Below are 18,112 nucleotides of genomic sequence, written 5' to 3' on the forward strand. Positions count from 1 at the left end.
TATGGCAGTAAATATGTAGATTTATATTGCAGAATTGTCTTGCTATATAAGCCTTTTAGAGTGATATATGTACATGCCGAAAGGACAAACACACTTTAAAAGGAGCGATACACGATGTTAAGTGCAAAATTCGGGATTGAGATTGAATTTACAGGGATTACAAGGGAAAGGGCGGCTAGAGTCGCTGCAGAGTTTTTGCAAGGCATTTACAGTGAAGGCGGGACTTACTACGACACCAAGAAGGTAAAAACTTCAGATGGTCGAGTGTGGAAGTTTATGTACGATGGGAGCATCAACTGCCAAAGAAAAGAAGGTAGAAGAAAAGTAGCTGCAGGTAGAGATTATAGTGTTGAGCTGGTTAGCCCAATACTAACCTATCGGGAGGACATTGAAACTTTGCAAGAGCTAGTAAGAAAGCTTCGCAAAGCTGGAGCCTTTACAAATACATCTTGCGGAATTCACATTCATCTAGACGGTGCTGAACATACCCCACGAAGCATTCGAAACTTTGTAAATATCATTGCAAGTAAAAATGACTTATTTTATAAAGCACTTCAGATTGCACCGCAGAGAATGAATTACTGCAAAAAGATGGACAGCATTTTGGTTGAGAAGATAAACCGTAAAAAGCCTAGAACCATGAGACAAATTGAGGACATTTGGTACGAGGGCTACAGCGAGAGTAGAAGCACTCATTATCACAACAGCCGCTACCATTTCCTCAACCTTCACAGCTTTTTTACCGGAAACCATACAGTTGAACTTAGAGGGTTCAATAGCGAACTTCATGCAGGAAAGATAAGAAGCTACATTGTTCTAGCACTTGCCATCAACCACCAAGCCTTAACACAAAAGTGTGCATCAGCAAAGAAACCGCAGGTGGAAAACGAGAAATTTGCCATGAGAACCTATCTAAACCGGATTGGTTTCATTGGAGATGAATTTGCAAACTGCAGAGAACATTTGACAGCAGCACTTTCGGGTTCAGCTGCATGGCGGTTTCGGGCGGCCTGAGCTGCCCCTAACCTACAAAGCTAAGAAGGAGGATTACAATGAAGAATAAATTATACCTTGCCTATGGCTCCAACCTTAATCTAAAGCAAATGGCCGACAGATGCCCCACAGCGAAGGTGGTAGGAGCAAGTCAAATCAATGACCACCGCCTATTATTTAGAGGGGCACACGCGGGCGCTGTGGCGACAATCGAGCCTTTTGAGGGTGGCAACGTACCAGTTTTAGTTTGGGAGATTACACCGACCGATGAAGCGGCACTTGACCGTTACGAGGGATGGCCGTTCCTTTATCGAAAGGAAACAATAAAAGTGAAGTTGGGAGGCAAAACCGTCAAGGCGATGGTCTACATCATGAATGATGGTAGACCGCTTGGACAGCCGAGTTGTTATTATTACAGTACAATTTTAGAAGGCTATAAGAGTGCAGGCTTCGATGTGGAAATCCTGCGCAAAGCGACAACCGATTCAGTAGAATCGGAGGAGGTAGCCAATGAATGAGATAATTAAGCAACAAATCCTTTCCATCCGAGAAAGCGGAGTCACAAATATGTTTGATGTGGACCGAGTACAGTATGAGGCAAATGAACGAGGGTTTTATGAATTGGTAGTCTATTTAATAGACCATAAAGCAGAATATGCCCATTTCATACTGACGGGTGAAGTGGATAAAAAGAAATAACTAAATCTAAATAGGATAGAGAAAAGGGCTTCATCTATAGATTGAGGCTCTTTTCTTATGTCCTTTTCCATAAAAGGGGCGGTGTTTATGCGGAAACTGAAGAAATATAAGCCGACCGCCTTTATAGCTGAAGGGTCATATTACGATAAGGACGCTGCTGATTACGCTGTGGCTTTTATCGAAGCACTCTCCCATACGAAAGGTTCATGGGCAGGCAAGCCTTTTGAACTTATCGATTGGCAGGAGCAAATTGTCCGTGATTTATTCGGTATCTTAAAACCTAATGGATACCGGCAGTTTAACACGGCTTATATAGAAATACCTAAAAAGATGGGAAAAAGCGAGCTTGCAGCAGCAATCGCACTTCTCCTCACTTGTGGAGATGGTGAAGAACGAGCAGAGGTATACGGTTGTGCCGCAGATCGCCAGCAGGCATCAATTGTATTTGAAGTAGCAGCCGATATGGTGCGGATGTGTCCAGCGCTGAATAAACGAGTGAAGTTGCTGGCTTCAACTAAACGACTGGTGTACCTGCCGACCAACAGCTTTTATCAGGTATTGTCGGCTGAAGCCTATTCAAAACACGGCTTCAATATACATGGTGTTGTTTTTGATGAACTTCATACTCAGCCAAATAGGAAACTATTTGATGTTATGACAAAAGGGTCTGGTGATGCGAGAACCCAACCGCTATATTTTCTTATCACCACTGCAGGGACGGATACCCAGAGTATCTGCTATGAAACACACCAAAAAGCGGTTGATATTATTGAGGGCAGAAAATACGATCCTACTTTTTATCCCGTAATCTACGGTGCCAAAGAAGAGGATGATTGGACTGATCCTAAAGTATGGAAGAAAGCAAATCCAAGCTTAGGAATTACAGTAAGTATCGATAAAGTTAGAGCCGCTTGTGAAAGTGCAAAGCAGAACCCTGCTGAGGAAAATAGCTTTCGACAGCTGCGTCTGAACCAGTGGGTTAAGCAATCTGTCCGTTGGATGCCAATGGCAAAGTGGGATGCCTGTGCGTTTCCAGTAAAACCAGAGAGCCTTGAAGGTAGAGTATGCTATGGAGGACTTGATTTATCCTCTACCACTGACATTACAGCCTTCGTGCTGGTGTTCCCACCGGAAGATGAAACAGATAAATATACCGTTCTCCCGTATTTTTGGATGCCGGAGGATAATATTGACCTCCGAGTTCGACGAGACCACGTGCAATACGACCTTTGGGAGAAGCAAGGCTATATTTTAACCACCGAGGGAAATGTAGTCCATTATGGATACATTGAAAAATTCATTGAAGAACTGGGGGAAAAGTACAACATTCGAGAGATTGCTTTTGACCGCTGGGGCGCTGTTCAGATGGTGCAAAATCTTGAAGGGTTAGGCTTTACTGTAGTTCCTTTCGGTCAAGGTTTTAAAGATATGTCACCACCTACAAAGGAACTTATGAAATTTACATTAGAAGAAAGAATAGCACACGGCGGGCATCCAGTACTACGGTGGATGATGGATAACATCTATATAAAAACAGATCCGGCTGGAAATATAAAACCGGACAAGGAAAAAAGTACAGAAAAAATAGATGGAGCAGTGGCAACTATTATGGCACTCGACCGCGCCATCCGCTGTGGACCAGGTAATAGTGGAGACTCGGTGTATGACGAGAGAGGTTTAATAATTCTATAAATTTCAATGATTGTTTGTGGTGTAATTCTTTCAATTTGGAGGTGACGCCTATGAATCTAATAAAAGGACTGTTTCGGTCAAGAGACAAACCGCAAAACCGTGTGGGTAGTGCATTTTCCTTCCTGTTTGGCGGTACGTCATCTGGCAAAACGGTTAATGAACGTACTGCAATGCAGGCAACAGCGGTGTATGCCTGCGTAAGGATACTGGCTGAAGCGATTGCAGGACTGCCACTACATGTATATAGATATCGTTCTGATGGAGGTAAAGAAAAGATTCCTTTCCACCCGCTGTATTACCTTCTTCATGATGAACCAAATCCAGAGATGACTTCGTTCGTGTTTCGAGAAACACTGATGAGTCATCTTTTACTTTGGGGTAATGCTTATGCACAGATAGTTCGAAATGGTCGTGGCCAGGCAATTGCGCTCTATCCTCTACTTCCTAACAAGATGGAAGTAAGTCGAGCATCAAATGGTGAACTGGTTTATACCTACTACCGGGATACAGACGAAAGTGGCCTGAATCCAAAGGGCGGCTATGTCACACTCCGTAAAGATGAAGTTCTACACATACCCGGCTTAGGTTTTGATGGACTCATTGGTTATAGCCCAATCGCTATGGCAAAAAATGCAATCGGTATGTCACTTGCTACTGAAGAATACGGTGCGGCATTCTTTGCCAATGGTGCTAATCCGGGAGGTGTGCTGGAACACCCAGGAGTAATCAAAGATATACAGAGGGTCAAGGATAGTTGGAATAGCGCCTACCAAGGCACAGGAAATGCTCACAAAATTGCTGTGTTGGAAGAAGGCATGAAGTTTCAAGCCATTGGTATCCCGCCGGAACAGGCGCAATTTCTTGAAACACGGAAATTCCAAATTAATGAGATTGCGAGGATTTTCCGAGTACCGCCTCATATGGTGGGTGATCTTGAGAAGTCTAGTTTTTCCAATATTGAACAGCAGTCTTTGGAGTTTGTAAAATACACCCTCGATCCGTGGGTGGTGCGATGGGAACAAAGTCTCCAGCAATCGCTTATTTTGCCTTCTGAGAAAGCTTCACTGTTTATCAAGTTCAATTTGGACGGTCTGCTTCGTGGTGATTACCAAAGTCGTATGAATGGCTACGCTACAGGTCGTCAAAATGGCTGGATGTCAGCCAACGATATCCGTGAACTGGAGGACATGAACAGAATACCAGCTGAGGAAGGCGGCGATTTATATTTGGTTAATGGAAATATGACAAAACTGGCTGACGCAGGTGCGTTTGCCAAAACCGAAGGAGGTCAGTAAATGAGAAAGTTTTGGAACTGGGTGCGAGATTCTGATGAAGAACGTACCCTTTATTTAAACGGAGTAATATCCGAAGAAACGTGGTGGGGCGATGAGGTCACACCTAAACTTTTCAAAGATGAACTGCTGGCAAGCACTGGCGACATTACGGTGTGGATTAATTCCCCTGGCGGGGATGTATTTGCAGCAGCTTCAGATTTATAACATGCTGATGGAGTATACCGGAAAAGTCACTGTAAAGATTGATGGGCTTGCGGCAAGTGCGGCTTCCGTTATTGCAATGGCGGGTGGAGATGTGTATATGTCCCCAGTTTCCATGCTTATGATTCATAATCCATCAACGATTGCTATCGGTGACAGTGAGGAAATGTTGCGGGCAAAGGCTCTATTGGATGAGGTCAAGGAAAGCATTATTAATGCCTATGAGTTAAAAACGGGTCTTTCTCGAACAAAACTCTCCCATCTAATGGATGCAGAGTCATGGATGAATGCCAATAAAGCGATTGAACTTGGTTTTGCAGACAAAATCATGTTCATGGAAAGTGAACCACCGGATTTGACGGATAGTCTTATCTTTAGCAGGATGGCAGTTACTAACTCGCTTATCAGCAAACTGCCAAAACAACCAAAACAGAAAACAGGTACACCCATTGAGTCGCTAGATAAGCGGCTTTCTTTAATTTCGCACTAATTTAAAGGAGGAAATAACAATGAGTAAAATTCTTGAATTGCGCGAGAAACGCGCTAAAGCATGGGACGCAGCAAAGGCATTTCTTGATTCAAAACGTGGCGGTGATGGACTGTTATCCGCTGAGGACACGACAACCTATGAAAAAATGGAAGCCGATGTGGTGGCTCTTGGTAAGGAAATTGAACGTTTGGAACGCCAAGCATCTATCGATTTGGAACTGTCGAAAGCAACCAGTAACCCAATTACGAATGAACCTACTAGAACTGGAGAAGTAAAGACTGGTCGTGCAAGTGCTGAATACAAAAAAGCTTTCTGGAATGCGATGCGTGACAATGTCAGCTATGAAGTAAGGAACGCTCTAAAGATTGGCACTGATTCTGAAGGCGGATTCCTTGTGCCAGATGAGTTTGAACGTACGCTAGTAGAAGCTCTGGAGGAAGAAAATATTTTCCGTAGACTGGCCAATGTAATCACGACATCTTCTGGTGACCGCAAGATTCCTGTTGTTGCAAGCAAAGGCACTGCAAGTTGGATCGATGAAGAGGGAGCTATACCAGAGAGTGATGACAGCTTCGGTCAAGTATCCATTGGTGCCTATAAACTAGCAACGATGATCAAAGTCTCTGAGGAACTGCTAAATGATTCCGTGTTTAATCTCGAAAGCTACATCACAAGAGAATTCGCCCGTCGCATTGGTAACAAGGAGGAGGAAGCCTTCTTCATAGGTGACGGTACAGGAAAGCCAACAGGAATTCTGAATGCTACTGGTGGTGGTCAAGTTGGGGTTACTGCGGCAAGTACCACTGCCATCACTTTGGATGAGGTATTAGATTTATTCTACAGCTTAAAAGCACCGTATCGAAATAAGGCAGTATTCGTAATGAATGACGCCACTATAAAAGCTATCCGTAAATTAAAGGACGGAAACGGACAGTACTTATGGCAACCTTCTGTCCAAGCGGGGACACCTGATACGATTCTTAACCGCCCGCTGTACACCTCATCATATGTACCTACTATTGAAGCAGGTGCAAAGACTATGGTATTCGGTGATTTTAGTTATTACTGGGTGGCAGACCGTCAAGGACGCGTATTCAAACGATTAAATGAACTCTATGCTGTTACAGGTCAAGTAGGATTTATTGCGACTCAGCGAGTTGATGGAAAGCTTATCTTACCGGAGGCCGTTAAGGTACTCCAACAGAAAGCCTAACGGAGGTGCTTTATGAGTTATAACACGAAGAATTATACCGAACAAGGCGGAGAAAAAACTGTCATCGGAGGTGTTTTAGAAATTAAAGAAGGGGCCTCGGTTATGGGGCTTCCTGTTGCTGTAAACCAGGCAGACAGCACCGCCACCGATGTTGCTGGTCTAGTTACGGACTTCAATGCCCTGCTTGCCAAACTAAAAGCAGCGGGGCTTATGGAGACTGACTAAGGTGGAATGTAAAGGGGGTTGGTGGTATGGCAGTGACAGACAATCTTTTGCCTAAAGTTAAGGCAAACTTAATTTTGGCGCATGACCAAGATGATGCCCTCCTTATTGGATTTATCACTGCTGCAGTCTCATATGCACAGAGCTATCAGCACGTTCCTGAAGACTATTATGAAACCCATGCCATGCCTCCAACAACAGAACAAGCAGTGATCATGTTGTCGAGTCATTTCTATGAAAGTAGAGATGGCTCGACGGCAGGTTTCTTTGCTGATAGCGTACAGGCGGGACAACAAGTATGGAATACAGTGAACTTGCTTTTACGACTTGATCGAGAGTGGGGTGTTTAGTGTGAGCTTTGGGAAGATGAACACATTCATAGATATCATCAGTACGGTACCAATAAAGGATGAGGAAGGCTTCGCCACAAAAGATGACAACATACTCGCAAGTGTACTTGCTTACAAGGAAGATCGGCATGGCAGTGAGCGATGGACGAATATGGCATCATTTTCATCTGCAACTTCCCTATTCAGGTTTAGAAAAATCTTCGGACTTAAGGTGACCAATGAAATGGTTATCGTCTGCGATGATGGCAGATATCAAATTTTAAGTGTTGAGGATGTAAGAAACCGAGGGATGTATGTCGAGGTTTTAGCCGAAAAGCTAGAACCAACTGTGAGGTGATGGATATGGCAAAAGCGAATATAAAGATGCCAGAAGAATTCCTTTTAAAGGTATCCCGATTAGCTGACCAGACCGATGTGATTCTTCCTAAGGTTTTGGAAGTTGGCGGTGAAGTGGTGCTGGATAAAGTCAAAGGAAATCTAAGTAAGGTGGTTGGCAAGGGCACGAAATATCCATCCAAAAGCACTGGTGAGTTGCTATCTTCACTGGGTCTTTCTGGAGCAAAGCAAGATAGAAACGGAAACTTCAATGTAAAAGTCGGCTTTGCCGAGCCACGATCTGACGGCGAGAGCAATGCTAAACTTGCCAGCATTATCGAATATGGCAAACATGGTCAGCCTGCAAAACCCTTCCTAAAGCCTGCGAGGAATGCATCTAGGAAACCTTGCATCAATGCAATGGTCGCCAAGCTGGAGGAGGAAATCGAGAAGATATGAATATCTTAGAGGAATTGAATACACTTGTGACCGCTATACCGCTCCCCGTGGAAACCGGGGTTTTTTCAGGTTTGGCACCAGATGAGTATGTCGTGATTCTCCCTCTTTCGGATATTTTTGAAGTCCATGCGGATAACCGTCCAGGCTTTGATGTGCAGGAAGCGAGGATATCACTGTTCTCAAAAAATAACTACCTAGAGCGGAAAAGACAGCTCACAACGGCTTTAATAAATGCAGATTTTACTGTGACCGAACGAAGATATATCGGTCACGAGGATGATACTGGATATCATCATTACGCCATCGATGTGGCGAAAAACTATAGATTGGAGGATTAACACATGGCAACGATTGGTCTTGATAGACTGTACTATTCAAAAATAACCGAGGACGCTAACGGTGAGGAAACTTATGCCCAACCTTCTGTGCTGGCAAAAGCCATCACTGCTGAACTTTCGGTAGAACTGGTGGAAGCAATTCTGTATGCTGACGACGGAGCGGCTGAGGTTGTGAAAGATTTTAACAGTGGTACTCTCACTCTCGGTGTAGACGACATTGGTCCGACAGTCGCAGCGGATTTAACTGGTGCTTCTACAGATGATAACGGAGTATTAATCTCAGCCAGTGAAAACGTGGGTACACCCGTTGCAGTTGGGTTTCGTGCGCAAAGGGCTAATGGAACATACCGCTATTTTTGGTTGTATCGCGTTAAGTTTGGACTACCAGCAACCAACTTGCAGACAAAGGCTGATTCCATTACCTTTTCTACACCCACCATTGAGGGAACCGTTATGCGTAGAAATAAGCTGGATGGATTGGGCAAGCACCCATGGAAAGCGGAAGTTACAGAAGGTGATCCTGGTGTTTCATCGACCACCATAACAGGTTGGTTCACAGAGGTCTATGAACCTGTATATACACCTGAACCATAGGAGGGGAAATCATGGATAATGATAGAAGTGCCTCAATCAACATAGGTGACAAAGAGTATGAACTGGTTTTAACTACACGTGCAACAAAGGCCATTGCGGGTCGTTACGGTGGTCTTGAAAACCTTGGAGAAAAGCTGATGAAATCAGAAAACTTCGAGATGGCACTGGACGAGATTGTTTGGCTAATTACATTGCTTGCAAACCAGTCCATTTTGATTCGTAATCTTAAGAATAAGAACGCACCAGAAGAATTGCTTACAGAGGAAGAAGTGGAGCTTCTTACTTCACCGCTTGACTTAGCGGCATATAAAACTGCAATTACCGAGGCAATGTTCAAAGGTACAAAGAGAAATGTGGAAAGTGAGGAGGAAACTCCAAAAAACGTGGAAGTCGGGTAACGGACGCTGAGGTCTTTACCCGGCTTCTTTATTATGGAACAGTCCAGATGGGCATGGAGGCAGAGGAATTCTGGCTTCTGCCAATTGGACTGTTTTTTGATTTATGGGCTTGCCATAAGCAGTGGCATGGCATTGAAAAGCCAAAGAAAAGTCAGACCATTGACGATATTATCCCACTAGGCATATAGGAGGAGGTGAAGGGATGGCGGATAATTTTGGATTAAAAATAGGTGTCGAGGGTGAGCGAGAATTTAAGAAGGCACTCTCCGAAATCAATCAATCATTTAAGGTACTAGGTAGTGAAATGGCCCTTGTAACCAGTCAATTTGATAAAAACGATAAATCCATTCAATCGATCACGGCTCGAAATGCCGTTTTAAATAAAGAAATTGACGCACAGAAAGAAAAGATTTCTACCCTTAAGGCTGCCCTTGATAATGCCTCCTCCTCTTTCGGTGAAAATGACCGTCGTACCCAAAACTGGCAGATACAATTAAACAGGGCTCAGGCAGAACTGAACCTTATGGAACGTGAACTTGAGGAGTCTACAATTGAAGCGGATAATCTCGGTGAAGAGTTAGAGGATTCCGGTAAAAGTGCAGAGGATGCTGGTGGCAGGTTTGAAAAGCTTGGCGGTGTACTCAAGGGTATTGGTGTGGCGATGGGTGCGGTTGCCGTTGCCGCTGGTGCCGCGGCTATTAAGTTAGGTAAAGAGGTAGTTACTCAGTTCGGAGAATTAGAACAAAACCTAGGTGGATCGGAGGCGGTTTTTGGAGCATATGCTGCATCGATTCAGAAAACTGGTGAGGAAGCCTATAAAAATCTAGGTGTTTCCCAAAGTGAGTACCTAGCAACTGCCAACAAAATGGGCGCGTTATTCCAAGGTTCTGGTATACAGCAACAGAGGAGTCTTGAGCTAACTGAAAAGGCCATGCAACGTGCGGCAGACATGGCATCTGTTATGGGTATTGATATGTCCTCGGCATTGGAGGCAGTCACTGGGGCGGCAAAGGGTAACTTTGATATGATGGATAACTTAGGTGTTGCGATGAACGCTACAAACATCGAAGCCTATGCTCTCGCAAAGGGTCTGGATTTCACTTGGAATACTGCAACACAAGCGGAAAAAGCCGAAGTAGCAATGCAAATGTTCTTTGAGAACACAGAGCAGTATGCAGGTAACTTTGCAAAAGAATCAACCGAGACAATCTCCGGTTCTATTGGGTTACTACAGGCCGCACTTGGTTCATTTACAGCTGGACTCGGTAATGCCAATGCTGATATGACGAATCTGACTGAGAATCTTGTTGATGCTTTCGAGGCGGTTGTCACTAATATTGTACCGGTTTTAGAAAATATCGTAGCCGCCTTGCCAACAGCGACAGGCGCAATATTAGCGGCGGTTGCAGACTTGCTACCAATGCTTCTTGAATTGGTTACAAATATATTCGCGCAAGTACTGGAAACAATTTTGAGCCTTTTACCCGAACTTATTCCAGCGACGGTAAGTGCTCTAATGACGATTGTCGGTGCATTAATTGATAACCTTCCACTGCTAATAAATGCAGCAATTGAATTAGTAACAGCACTTGTGGAGGGAATCGGCATAGCGTTACCACAACTCATCCCTGCGGCAGTTTCTGCAGTTATGCAGATTGTCCAAGGATTGATGGATAACCTACCACTCATTTTGGATGCCGCTTTGCAGTTGATTATAGGATTAGCACAGGGATTGGTAGAGGCAATACCTCAGCTTATTTCTGCCTTACCGGTCATCATCAAAGCAATAGTGGATTTTATCATTGCATCTATTCCACAGATTATTGATGCGGGTATTCAATTATTGACCTCACTGGTCACAGCTTTGCCTACCATTATTACAGCAGTTGTGGAAGCAATTCCGCAAATTATCGATAGTATCATCAGTGCTGTTATAGGGTCGATTCCTTTGATTATTGATGCAGGTATCCGGCTTCTAATATCACTCATACAGGCATTGCCACAGATTATAACTACTGTTGTAGGTGCTATTCCCAAGATTGTTAGCTCGCTGGTCAATGCCATTATTGGTAACATCGATAAGATTATCTTAGCGGGTGTACAACTGTTTGTGGCACTGATTGCAAATCTGCCAAGGATAATCGTGGAGATCGTAAAAGCCGTACCGCAGATTATCTCTGGACTGGTTAGGGCCTTTACTGGCTATATCGGTCAAATGGCACAAGTGGGCGGCAATTTGATTAAAGGGTTGTGGAAGGGTATATCAGACGCAGGTGCATGGTTATGGGGTAAAATATCCGGGTTTTTCGGAAATGTTGTATCGAGGATAAAAGACTTTTTCGGTATCCGCTCCCCTTCAACTCTATTTGCTGGAATTGGCCACAACATGGGTGAAGGTATCGGTGTAGGTTTTGAGGATGCAATGACAGCAGTTTCAAGGGATATGCAAAATGCAGTACCAACTAGCTTTGATTTTAATTACAGAGGTGTATCTGGGCAAGGGAATGCTACAGGTGCAAGTATTACTCAAAATATTTCAGTTGTGACACCTAAGGCTCTATCAGAAAAAGAACTAGCACGGGAGTTTAAGAACCTATCCCGTAAACTGGCACTGGAATTGTAAGGGAGGTACGGCAATGGAACTAACATATACAAATAGAGATGGAGAGAGCATTACGCTTAAGCAAAGCCGACCGTACTTTCTTACGAAGGTAGACGGCACTGGCAATATGCGTCAAACCGTCAACACTTTCAAGGCGCCAGATCAGGATGGCGCTTTTTATATTTCCTCCACGTTAGATATGCGAAACATAACGATTGAAGGTACGGTTGTTGCTGATACTCCCGATGAAGCCTTTAAAAGGAGACAACGATTCCTTAAAATATTCAGCCCAAAGCTACTAGGGACCCTTCAATACCGTGACCGACAGATATCCTGCGTGGTGGAGGAGGCAGGTTTTAGTGTTTCTAATCGGCAACGAATACCAAACTTCTTTGTCAGTCTACTCTGCCCATCCCCTTTCTTCGAGACATTAAATGAGGTGCGAGAGGAACTGGCATCATGGATACCGCTATTTGAGTTTGAATTAGAAATCCCAATGAGCGGGATGGAGTTTGGAATGCGTCAGCCTAGCCAAATCATTACGGTGGAAAATATCGGGGATGTATCTTGCGGATGTGAGATTGTGTTCCGAGCTTTAGGTACTGTGTCGAACCCTGAACTCTTAAAGATAGACACTGGTGAATACATTCGGCTTCTTACGACAATGGATGCCGGAGACGAGCTGCGTGTATATACTCATTTCGCCAGAAAGCGTGTAGTAAAAGTGGAGGGTTCTTCGATTACAAATGCTTTTTCGTTATTAGATACCACTTCGGCGTTCTTTCAACTTTCCGCTGGTCTTAACACACTGCGCTACGATGCTTCAGTCAATATGGAACTGTTAGAGGTTAGTATTTACTTTCGTCCACAGTTTCTGGGGGTGTGAGTATGGAACTATATATCTTTAATACAAATCGGGAGCTTGTGGGAATTGTGGAATCTTTCGAGTACTTGCGCTGGACGAGGCGCTATTCCCAGTGTGGCTCATTTGAATTAAAAGCGATTGCAACTCCGGAGAATACAGAACTCTTAAAGGAAGGGAATATCATCTGGAAAAATGATGATGAGGAAGCCGGGATCATTGAGCATCTGGAACTTTCTCAAACCGAGCATGAAATTATTACTGCAAGTGGTCGCTTTGCAACTTCCTTCCTTTCCCGCCGCATTGTATGGCAAACGGAGAAACTCTCTGGTGACATTTCTGTATGTGTAGAGCAGCTGATAAATAATAATCTTATCAATCCTTCTGATACAGCAAGGAAGATATCAAATATATCTTTTTCTGCTCCAAACTTAAATGCTCCCATCAGCACACAGGTATCGTATCGAAATTTGATGGAGGCTGTGACAGGACTATGTGTTGCTTCAGATATTGGCATTAAGACCGTGTTCACTCCTGCGACGGGTCTTTTTACCGTATCGTTGTATAGAGGAACGGAATCACAAGCAGTATTTTCTAAGGAATATGAAAACCTTACAGAACAGATTTATACAATAAGTGCTGGAGATTATGCCAACACAGCTCTTGTTGCTGGCGAAGGAGAAGGTGAAGACAGAACTTTTGTTGCAATTACAAGTGGCTCTGGTGAGACAAGGCACGAAATTTTCGTGGATGCTAAGGACTTGCGGGCAGAAGACTTTGGTTCAGAATACATTGATACACTAATCTTTCGAGGTCAAAGTAAGCTGAGTGAGCAAGCCATACGCTATTCATTTGATACATCTATCAATCCACACGGCAATTTAACATATAAAGTAGACTTCGATCTTGGGCAGACTGTCAAAGTCATTTCCAAAGCCTGGGGTGTATCCATGACGACGCGCATCACCGAAGTCGAAGAAACCTATGACGCAGATGGACAGAGCATCAGCGTAGTGTTCGGAAAAGCGGAGTTGACAATCGCCCAAAAAGTCCGCTCTGAGTTAAGTGAGGTAAAAACAGCAATATCCGCTCCAACTGGCATATCTGAAATTGCACAGGCTTTAGGAGCCGTGGAGGATACGCTAGTAACAGTTGAGGAAACCTTAGGCGACTTGACGGAGGTAGATTCAGAGATTCAAGGAGACAACGTTGCATCTACTATTAACAATCTATATGGAAAATTACCTGCACTGGAGATTAATGTGGGTGGAGGTACTATATCGATTGGCCAATATGCGTTGTACCATATGAACCCTGGAGATGCCTTTTATTTCACTTCATGGAGCGGAAATAAGTTTAGTGACCAGCCAAGTGACGATGGGCATGTCTTTTTGATAAAACATAACGGTGACGATACGGGAAATGGCTATCAGCGGGCAATGGGTTTCTTCATTTCTCGCAATACCATGACATTCTATGTGATTTCCGTTTTCGTATTTGATAATCCTTCTGGTCAAGCAAACTGGCTTAATATCAATAACGAACCTGTAACTACTGCAAGAATTGCAAACGGAGCAGTTACAGGTTTAAAAATTGCAGACCGTACAATTACTGCTACTAAACTGGCTTCTTCCTTTAGCGATTATTCAACTACAGAACAAAACACAGGGCGACTATGGATAGATGGCAAGACGATTTATCGTAAACAGATAAATCTCGGTTCCCTTACAGATACAACACCAAAACATGTACCTCATGGTATAGCAAACCTCAGTACTGTTGTCAGTTTATCCGGCTTTGTCACGAACGGAAGTGTTTTCTTGCCACTGCCCCTTGCTCGGTATAACAACTTTGAATCGCAAATTGGTCTCTTCGCAAATAAGACCGACATTGTAGTCGAACCAGGCAATGATAGAACCGCGTATACAGGCTATGTAGTAATAGAGTATACAAAAACGATATAGAAGGAGGAGTGATTAATGGAGAAAAGTGGATTTTTCAATTCATCCGATGGGGATAGAGTCTATGATGCAACGGACTTCGCTGCATACTTTGGAAGCCTTGTCTCGAATGGTGTGTTTTATGCGACACCAACAAACTTACTGGTATCTCCTGGGATTGGATTAGCAGTAACCATAGCACCGGGCAGTGCATGGATTAATGGTTATAGATATGAAAATACGGATGTTTTAAATAAACCCCTTGCTACAGCAGATGGGAGCAATCCTCGCATAGACAGGGTTGTGGTTCGTTTAAGTCAAATTACGAGAAGCATTCAGCTCGCCATTGTTACTGGTACTCCAACGGCATCGCCCATAGCTCCGGAGTTGACAAGAACAAGCGATGTCTATGAACTAGGTATTGCTGATGTTCTAGTACCTTCAGCTGCTACATCGATTTCAGCAAATAACATTATTGATACTCGGTTGAATACTAGTCTTTGCGGGTTGGTAAACTCGCTAGTTTCTGCGGTTTATGAATAGGAGGTGAATATAAGTGGCGGATATTAACGGCATCACTCTGCAGGCGGGTTCCAGCCCGACCGTTTATTACACGATTACTTATACTAAAAGCCGACCTAATAATAGCCAGATGACATACAACTTTACCATATCCGCTGCATTGGGTTCTTCAGGTTCCTTCATCCATAATGGTTATGCATTGCTTTGTACAATGACTGTAAATGGATCTTCTTCGCAGGTGCGAATCAAAGCGGCGGACGGGGATAACTGGGATGGAACTACACCAAGACTCAGGTATGTTTCGGTGACCTGTGCTTCTACTACAGGTAATGCAACCCAGCCAGTCACATTCAAAGTGGTATCTGATGGGCGATTGCCATTATCCTCTGGTGTAATTACCAATTCGAGTTATACAGTATTAAGCTCTCCATTGCTTACTACAGCATGTGGAGCACCGACATCTTGTACGGTTTCCCCGACACTTGCGGAAGGGGATGTGACTCTTTCTTGGAGTGGTGCTTCTGGGGGCATCAATAATACAATCTCTAGTTATGAGATTCAATATAGTGATTCTGCCGATAACATCACATGGGGAGCATGGACTGCTCTGACAACTGTGACCACCACAGCATCAAGTGGCAGTGTATCAGTAGCACCGCCCTCAACGCGAGGTAATTACCGAAGATTTCGTGTACGAACCCGTGGTACAGCAGGAGCTAGTTATTACTCTAGCTGGAAAGTATCCACAAACAGCGTCCGCAGGAATACGGTACCAAAGCCAGCAACGACTGCTGTTGCCTCCCCTGCGGCATATAGTAATGAGACTATCACGCTTACTTGGAGCGGAGCGTCTAGCGGTACCAGTCCAATTAAGGGGTATCAAATTGCCAGTCGCACATCCACGGATAACAGCACATGGAGTGCGTGGAATGTGTTGACCATGTTGACATTGGCAGCAAGCGGTGGTAGCTATAATCCAATTGTATCGAGGACCCCAGGAACATATACACAATTTGGTATTTGGACAATTGACACATTTGATGTTTACTCAATAGAGAAAATCAGTAATAGCATTTATTGCAACATCACTGCCTGTGCAGCACCGACTGCCTGCACGGTAAGTGCAACATTATCTGAAGGAAACGTTACTCTTTCGTGGAGTGGAGCAGCTGGTGGCGCAGGTAATCCCATCACTTCCTACGAAATACAATATAGTGATTCGCCAGATAATAGCAATTGGGGTGCTTGGTTGGCATTGGCGATAGTCAATACTTCTGCAACAAGCAGTATTTTAAATGTCAGTCCACCTGCTACACGTGGTCATTATCGTCGTTTCCGAATAAGAACTCGTGGTACGGCTGGAGAGGATTTTTACTCAGACTGGACTATATCCAGCAATACTGTACGTAAAAATATACTACCCATACCGCCGACTACTTTTGCCGCAACCCCTCCTATATATGAAGCTAACACAATAAATCTTTCATGGAGCGGAACGGTACCAGGAACCAGTGCGATTAAGCAGTATGTCATACAACAGGCTACATCGGCAGATGGTGTGAATTGGTCGGCATACGAAGCACTGACGACGAGTATTTCAAGCAGTACTTCAGGTAGCCTTCAGGTAAATGCCTCACAGATAGCTGGTCGGTATACCCGTTATCGAATAAGTGTTACAGATGCACTTGATGCTGTTTCTGCCTTTGTAGTTAGCAACACTGTAAAGAAAAACAGCCCACCAGCAGCACCAATAGTGAACTGTCCATTGTCTGGAAATTTTACTTATAACACCACGCCACGTTTTATGATCACAACAGGTATCGAACCAGATGGGCAATCACAAATAGTAGAGGTAAAGATCGACTCTGGCCCATGGGAAAACAGCGTAGACAATCCTGAGAGGTTTTCCATAAGCGGCTACCTTGGTAATGGGGTCAGGACCGTTTACCAAGCTGAACCGCTTTCAGTAGGAAGCCATACAGTTACTTTTCGTTGTCTTGACAGTGATATCGAATCGGCAAGCACAGAAGTTGTTCGTACCTTCACGATTTTAGCATTACCTTTTGAAATCATCACTGCTAATGTAACACACGTAAAGGCAGCGCATATTCAGACGCTTCGAACTGCTATAAACAGGGTGCGTAGCTATTACAATCTGTCCCCTGCAACTTGGAAAGAGGAGATTATCTCAGGAAAGACCACTGTTAAGAATTGGCCATTTCATATCGTTGAAATACGCAAAGCAATTGATGCGATTATTTTGATGATTAGTAGTTTTGATTCTTCCCAGGCATTCGATATACCACCTGTCACATGGTTGCCTATCGGTTCAGGACGACCCAAGGCAGATGTAATGCAACAAATTTATGACCTAATAAAAATCATGTAAAGGTAACATTCAGCGCTCTTGTAATTTGCAGGGGCGCTTTTCTATATGGAAATACACGAATGGAGGTGTCTTTAATGAAAGAGATTTGGAATTGGATACAACTGGCTATTGCCACAGTCGGTGGATTTCTTGGGTGGTTTTTCGGCGGTTATGATGGATTTCTTTATGCATTGGTAGCCTTTATAGTCATCGATTATGTGACAGGAGTGCTCTGTGCCATTATAGATAAAAAATTGTGTAGTGAAATAGGTGCCAAGGGAATTTTCAAAAAGGTACTCATCTTTGCAATGGTGGGTATCGCTCATATTAGCGATACACAAATTTTAGGTAGTATCGGAGATAATAGTGGAGCCTTACGCACAGCAGTAATCTTTTTCTATCTAAGTAATGAAGGGATATCCATTTTGGAGAACGCTGGTCATATTGGACTGCCCATCCCAGAAAAATTAAAATCGGTTCTTCGGCAACTACATGGACGTGATGAAGAGCCACGTAAGCCAGGTGATGGAGTATGATTGGCTCAGAATGTCTAATTAGA

The 18,112-nt window shown here is 43.8% G+C and carries 21 protein-coding genes; all 21 read left to right on the forward strand.

Features of this window, described 5'->3' with window-relative positions:
• The first annotated feature begins 114 nt into the window (after window positions 1–114).
• A complete protein-coding gene (locus tag F7888_RS13625; RefSeq protein ID WP_019155120.1) occupies window positions 115–1,014 on the forward strand; it encodes an amidoligase family protein in 900 nt (299 codons plus the stop codon).
• 38 nt (window positions 1,015–1,052) lie between these two features.
• On the forward strand, window positions 1,053–1,511 hold the full coding sequence (locus F7888_RS13630; RefSeq protein ID WP_019155119.1) for a gamma-glutamylcyclotransferase family protein: 459 nt from the start codon (window positions 1,053–1,055) through the stop codon (window positions 1,509–1,511).
• On the forward strand, window positions 1,504–1,692 hold the full coding sequence (locus F7888_RS13635; RefSeq protein ID WP_018664388.1) for a DUF5049 domain-containing protein: 189 nt from the start codon (window positions 1,504–1,506) through the stop codon (window positions 1,690–1,692). Before F7888_RS13630 ends, F7888_RS13635 begins: the two co-directional genes overlap by 8 nt.
• Before the next feature lie 87 nt (window positions 1,693–1,779).
• Window positions 1,780–3,384 carry a terminase large subunit gene (locus tag F7888_RS13640; RefSeq protein WP_036175021.1) on the forward strand — a complete coding sequence of 535 codons (1,605 nt, stop codon included), beginning with the start codon at window positions 1,780–1,782 and terminating at the stop codon, window positions 3,382–3,384.
• Between the two features lie 50 nt (window positions 3,385–3,434).
• A complete protein-coding gene (locus F7888_RS13645; RefSeq protein WP_036175024.1) occupies window positions 3,435–4,679 on the forward strand; it encodes a phage portal protein in 1,245 nt (414 codons plus the stop codon).
• Window positions 4,680–4,883: an ATP-dependent Clp protease proteolytic subunit gene (locus F7888_RS23165; protein WP_462937540.1), complete on the forward strand. Its 204-nt coding sequence runs from the start codon at window positions 4,680–4,682 to the stop codon at window positions 4,881–4,883.
• Window positions 4,861–5,370, forward strand: a complete 510-nt coding sequence (locus F7888_RS13650; RefSeq protein ID WP_462937541.1) for a head maturation protease, ClpP-related — start codon at window positions 4,861–4,863, stop codon at window positions 5,368–5,370. The genes F7888_RS23165 and F7888_RS13650 overlap by 23 nt, the downstream gene beginning before the upstream one ends.
• A gap of 19 nt (window positions 5,371–5,389) precedes the next feature.
• On the forward strand, window positions 5,390–6,583 hold the full coding sequence (locus tag F7888_RS13655) for a phage major capsid protein (protein ID WP_036175029.1): 1,194 nt from the start codon (window positions 5,390–5,392) through the stop codon (window positions 6,581–6,583).
• Between the two features lie 12 nt (window positions 6,584–6,595).
• Complete coding sequence (locus tag F7888_RS13660) at window positions 6,596–6,808, forward strand: head fiber protein (RefSeq protein WP_019155114.1); 213 nt, start codon at window positions 6,596–6,598, stop codon at window positions 6,806–6,808.
• A gap of 26 nt (window positions 6,809–6,834) precedes the next feature.
• Window positions 6,835–7,155, forward strand: a complete 321-nt coding sequence (locus F7888_RS13665) for a head-tail connector protein (RefSeq protein WP_019155113.1) — start codon at window positions 6,835–6,837, stop codon at window positions 7,153–7,155.
• Window position 7,156: 1 nt separating this feature from the next.
• On the forward strand, window positions 7,157–7,492 hold the full coding sequence (locus F7888_RS13670) for a phage head closure protein (protein ID WP_191780288.1): 336 nt from the start codon (window positions 7,157–7,159) through the stop codon (window positions 7,490–7,492).
• Window positions 7,493–7,497: 5 nt separating this feature from the next.
• On the forward strand, window positions 7,498–7,929 hold the full coding sequence (locus tag F7888_RS13675) for an HK97-gp10 family putative phage morphogenesis protein (protein WP_036175034.1): 432 nt from the start codon (window positions 7,498–7,500) through the stop codon (window positions 7,927–7,929).
• A complete protein-coding gene (locus F7888_RS13680; protein WP_021623104.1) occupies window positions 7,926–8,267 on the forward strand; it encodes a hypothetical protein in 342 nt (113 codons plus the stop codon). The genes F7888_RS13675 and F7888_RS13680 overlap by 4 nt, the downstream gene beginning before the upstream one ends.
• Before the next feature lie 3 nt (window positions 8,268–8,270).
• Window positions 8,271–8,861 carry a major tail protein gene (locus F7888_RS13685; RefSeq protein WP_018664396.1) on the forward strand — a complete coding sequence of 197 codons (591 nt, stop codon included), beginning with the start codon at window positions 8,271–8,273 and terminating at the stop codon, window positions 8,859–8,861.
• A gap of 11 nt (window positions 8,862–8,872) precedes the next feature.
• Window positions 8,873–9,259, forward strand: a complete 387-nt coding sequence (locus tag F7888_RS13690) for a hypothetical protein (RefSeq protein WP_019155108.1) — start codon at window positions 8,873–8,875, stop codon at window positions 9,257–9,259.
• Window positions 9,260–9,461: 202 nt separating this feature from the next.
• A complete protein-coding gene (locus F7888_RS13695; RefSeq protein WP_019155107.1) occupies window positions 9,462–11,882 on the forward strand; it encodes a phage tail protein in 2,421 nt (806 codons plus the stop codon).
• Between the two features lie 13 nt (window positions 11,883–11,895).
• Complete coding sequence (locus F7888_RS13700; protein WP_191780290.1) at window positions 11,896–12,747, forward strand: phage tail family protein; 852 nt, start codon at window positions 11,896–11,898, stop codon at window positions 12,745–12,747.
• A 2-nt stretch (window positions 12,748–12,749) separates the two neighbouring features.
• On the forward strand, window positions 12,750–14,687 hold the full coding sequence (locus F7888_RS13705) for a siphovirus ReqiPepy6 Gp37-like family protein (protein WP_019155105.1): 1,938 nt from the start codon (window positions 12,750–12,752) through the stop codon (window positions 14,685–14,687).
• Between the two features lie 15 nt (window positions 14,688–14,702).
• Window positions 14,703–15,206: a hypothetical protein gene (locus F7888_RS13710; protein ID WP_019155104.1), complete on the forward strand. Its 504-nt coding sequence runs from the start codon at window positions 14,703–14,705 to the stop codon at window positions 15,204–15,206.
• Window positions 15,207–15,219: 13 nt separating this feature from the next.
• Window positions 15,220–17,574, forward strand: a complete 2,355-nt coding sequence (locus F7888_RS13715; protein ID WP_019155103.1) for a phage tail protein — start codon at window positions 15,220–15,222, stop codon at window positions 17,572–17,574.
• Window positions 17,575–17,648: 74 nt separating this feature from the next.
• Complete coding sequence (locus tag F7888_RS13720; RefSeq protein WP_019155102.1) at window positions 17,649–18,089, forward strand: phage holin family protein; 441 nt, start codon at window positions 17,649–17,651, stop codon at window positions 18,087–18,089.
• Window positions 18,090–18,112 lie beyond the last annotated feature (23 nt).

Source organism: Litchfieldia stipae, from assembly GCF_014837155.1.
GTDB lineage: Bacteria > Bacillota > Bacilli > Bacillales > Bacillaceae_L > Litchfieldia.

Coding starts and splice junctions, on each gene's coding strand:
- F7888_RS13630 (WP_019155119.1), top strand. CDS start 1,053: ATGAAGAATAAATTATACCTTGCCTATGGCTCCAACCTTAATCTAAAG.
- F7888_RS13675 (WP_036175034.1), top strand. CDS start 7,498: ATGGCAAAAGCGAATATAAAGATGCCAGAAGAATTCCTTTTAAAGGTA.
- F7888_RS13720 (WP_019155102.1), top strand. CDS start 17,649: ATGAAAGAGATTTGGAATTGGATACAACTGGCTATTGCCACAGTCGGT.
- F7888_RS13625 (WP_019155120.1), top strand. CDS start 115: ATGTTAAGTGCAAAATTCGGGATTGAGATTGAATTTACAGGGATTACA.
- F7888_RS13680 (WP_021623104.1), top strand. CDS start 7,926: ATGAATATCTTAGAGGAATTGAATACACTTGTGACCGCTATACCGCTC.
- F7888_RS13645 (WP_036175024.1), top strand. CDS start 3,435: ATGAATCTAATAAAAGGACTGTTTCGGTCAAGAGACAAACCGCAAAAC.
- F7888_RS13705 (WP_019155105.1), top strand. CDS start 12,750: ATGGAACTATATATCTTTAATACAAATCGGGAGCTTGTGGGAATTGTG.
- F7888_RS13665 (WP_019155113.1), top strand. CDS start 6,835: ATGGCAGTGACAGACAATCTTTTGCCTAAAGTTAAGGCAAACTTAATT.
- F7888_RS13710 (WP_019155104.1), top strand. CDS start 14,703: ATGGAGAAAAGTGGATTTTTCAATTCATCCGATGGGGATAGAGTCTAT.
- F7888_RS23165 (WP_462937540.1), top strand. CDS start 4,680: ATGAGAAAGTTTTGGAACTGGGTGCGAGATTCTGATGAAGAACGTACC.
- F7888_RS13640 (WP_036175021.1), top strand. CDS start 1,780: ATGCGGAAACTGAAGAAATATAAGCCGACCGCCTTTATAGCTGAAGGG.
- F7888_RS13635 (WP_018664388.1), top strand. CDS start 1,504: ATGAATGAGATAATTAAGCAACAAATCCTTTCCATCCGAGAAAGCGGA.
- F7888_RS13695 (WP_019155107.1), top strand. CDS start 9,462: ATGGCGGATAATTTTGGATTAAAAATAGGTGTCGAGGGTGAGCGAGAA.
- F7888_RS13685 (WP_018664396.1), top strand. CDS start 8,271: ATGGCAACGATTGGTCTTGATAGACTGTACTATTCAAAAATAACCGAG.
- F7888_RS13655 (WP_036175029.1), top strand. CDS start 5,390: ATGAGTAAAATTCTTGAATTGCGCGAGAAACGCGCTAAAGCATGGGAC.
- F7888_RS13700 (WP_191780290.1), top strand. CDS start 11,896: ATGGAACTAACATATACAAATAGAGATGGAGAGAGCATTACGCTTAAG.
- F7888_RS13660 (WP_019155114.1), top strand. CDS start 6,596: ATGAGTTATAACACGAAGAATTATACCGAACAAGGCGGAGAAAAAACT.
- F7888_RS13690 (WP_019155108.1), top strand. CDS start 8,873: ATGGATAATGATAGAAGTGCCTCAATCAACATAGGTGACAAAGAGTAT.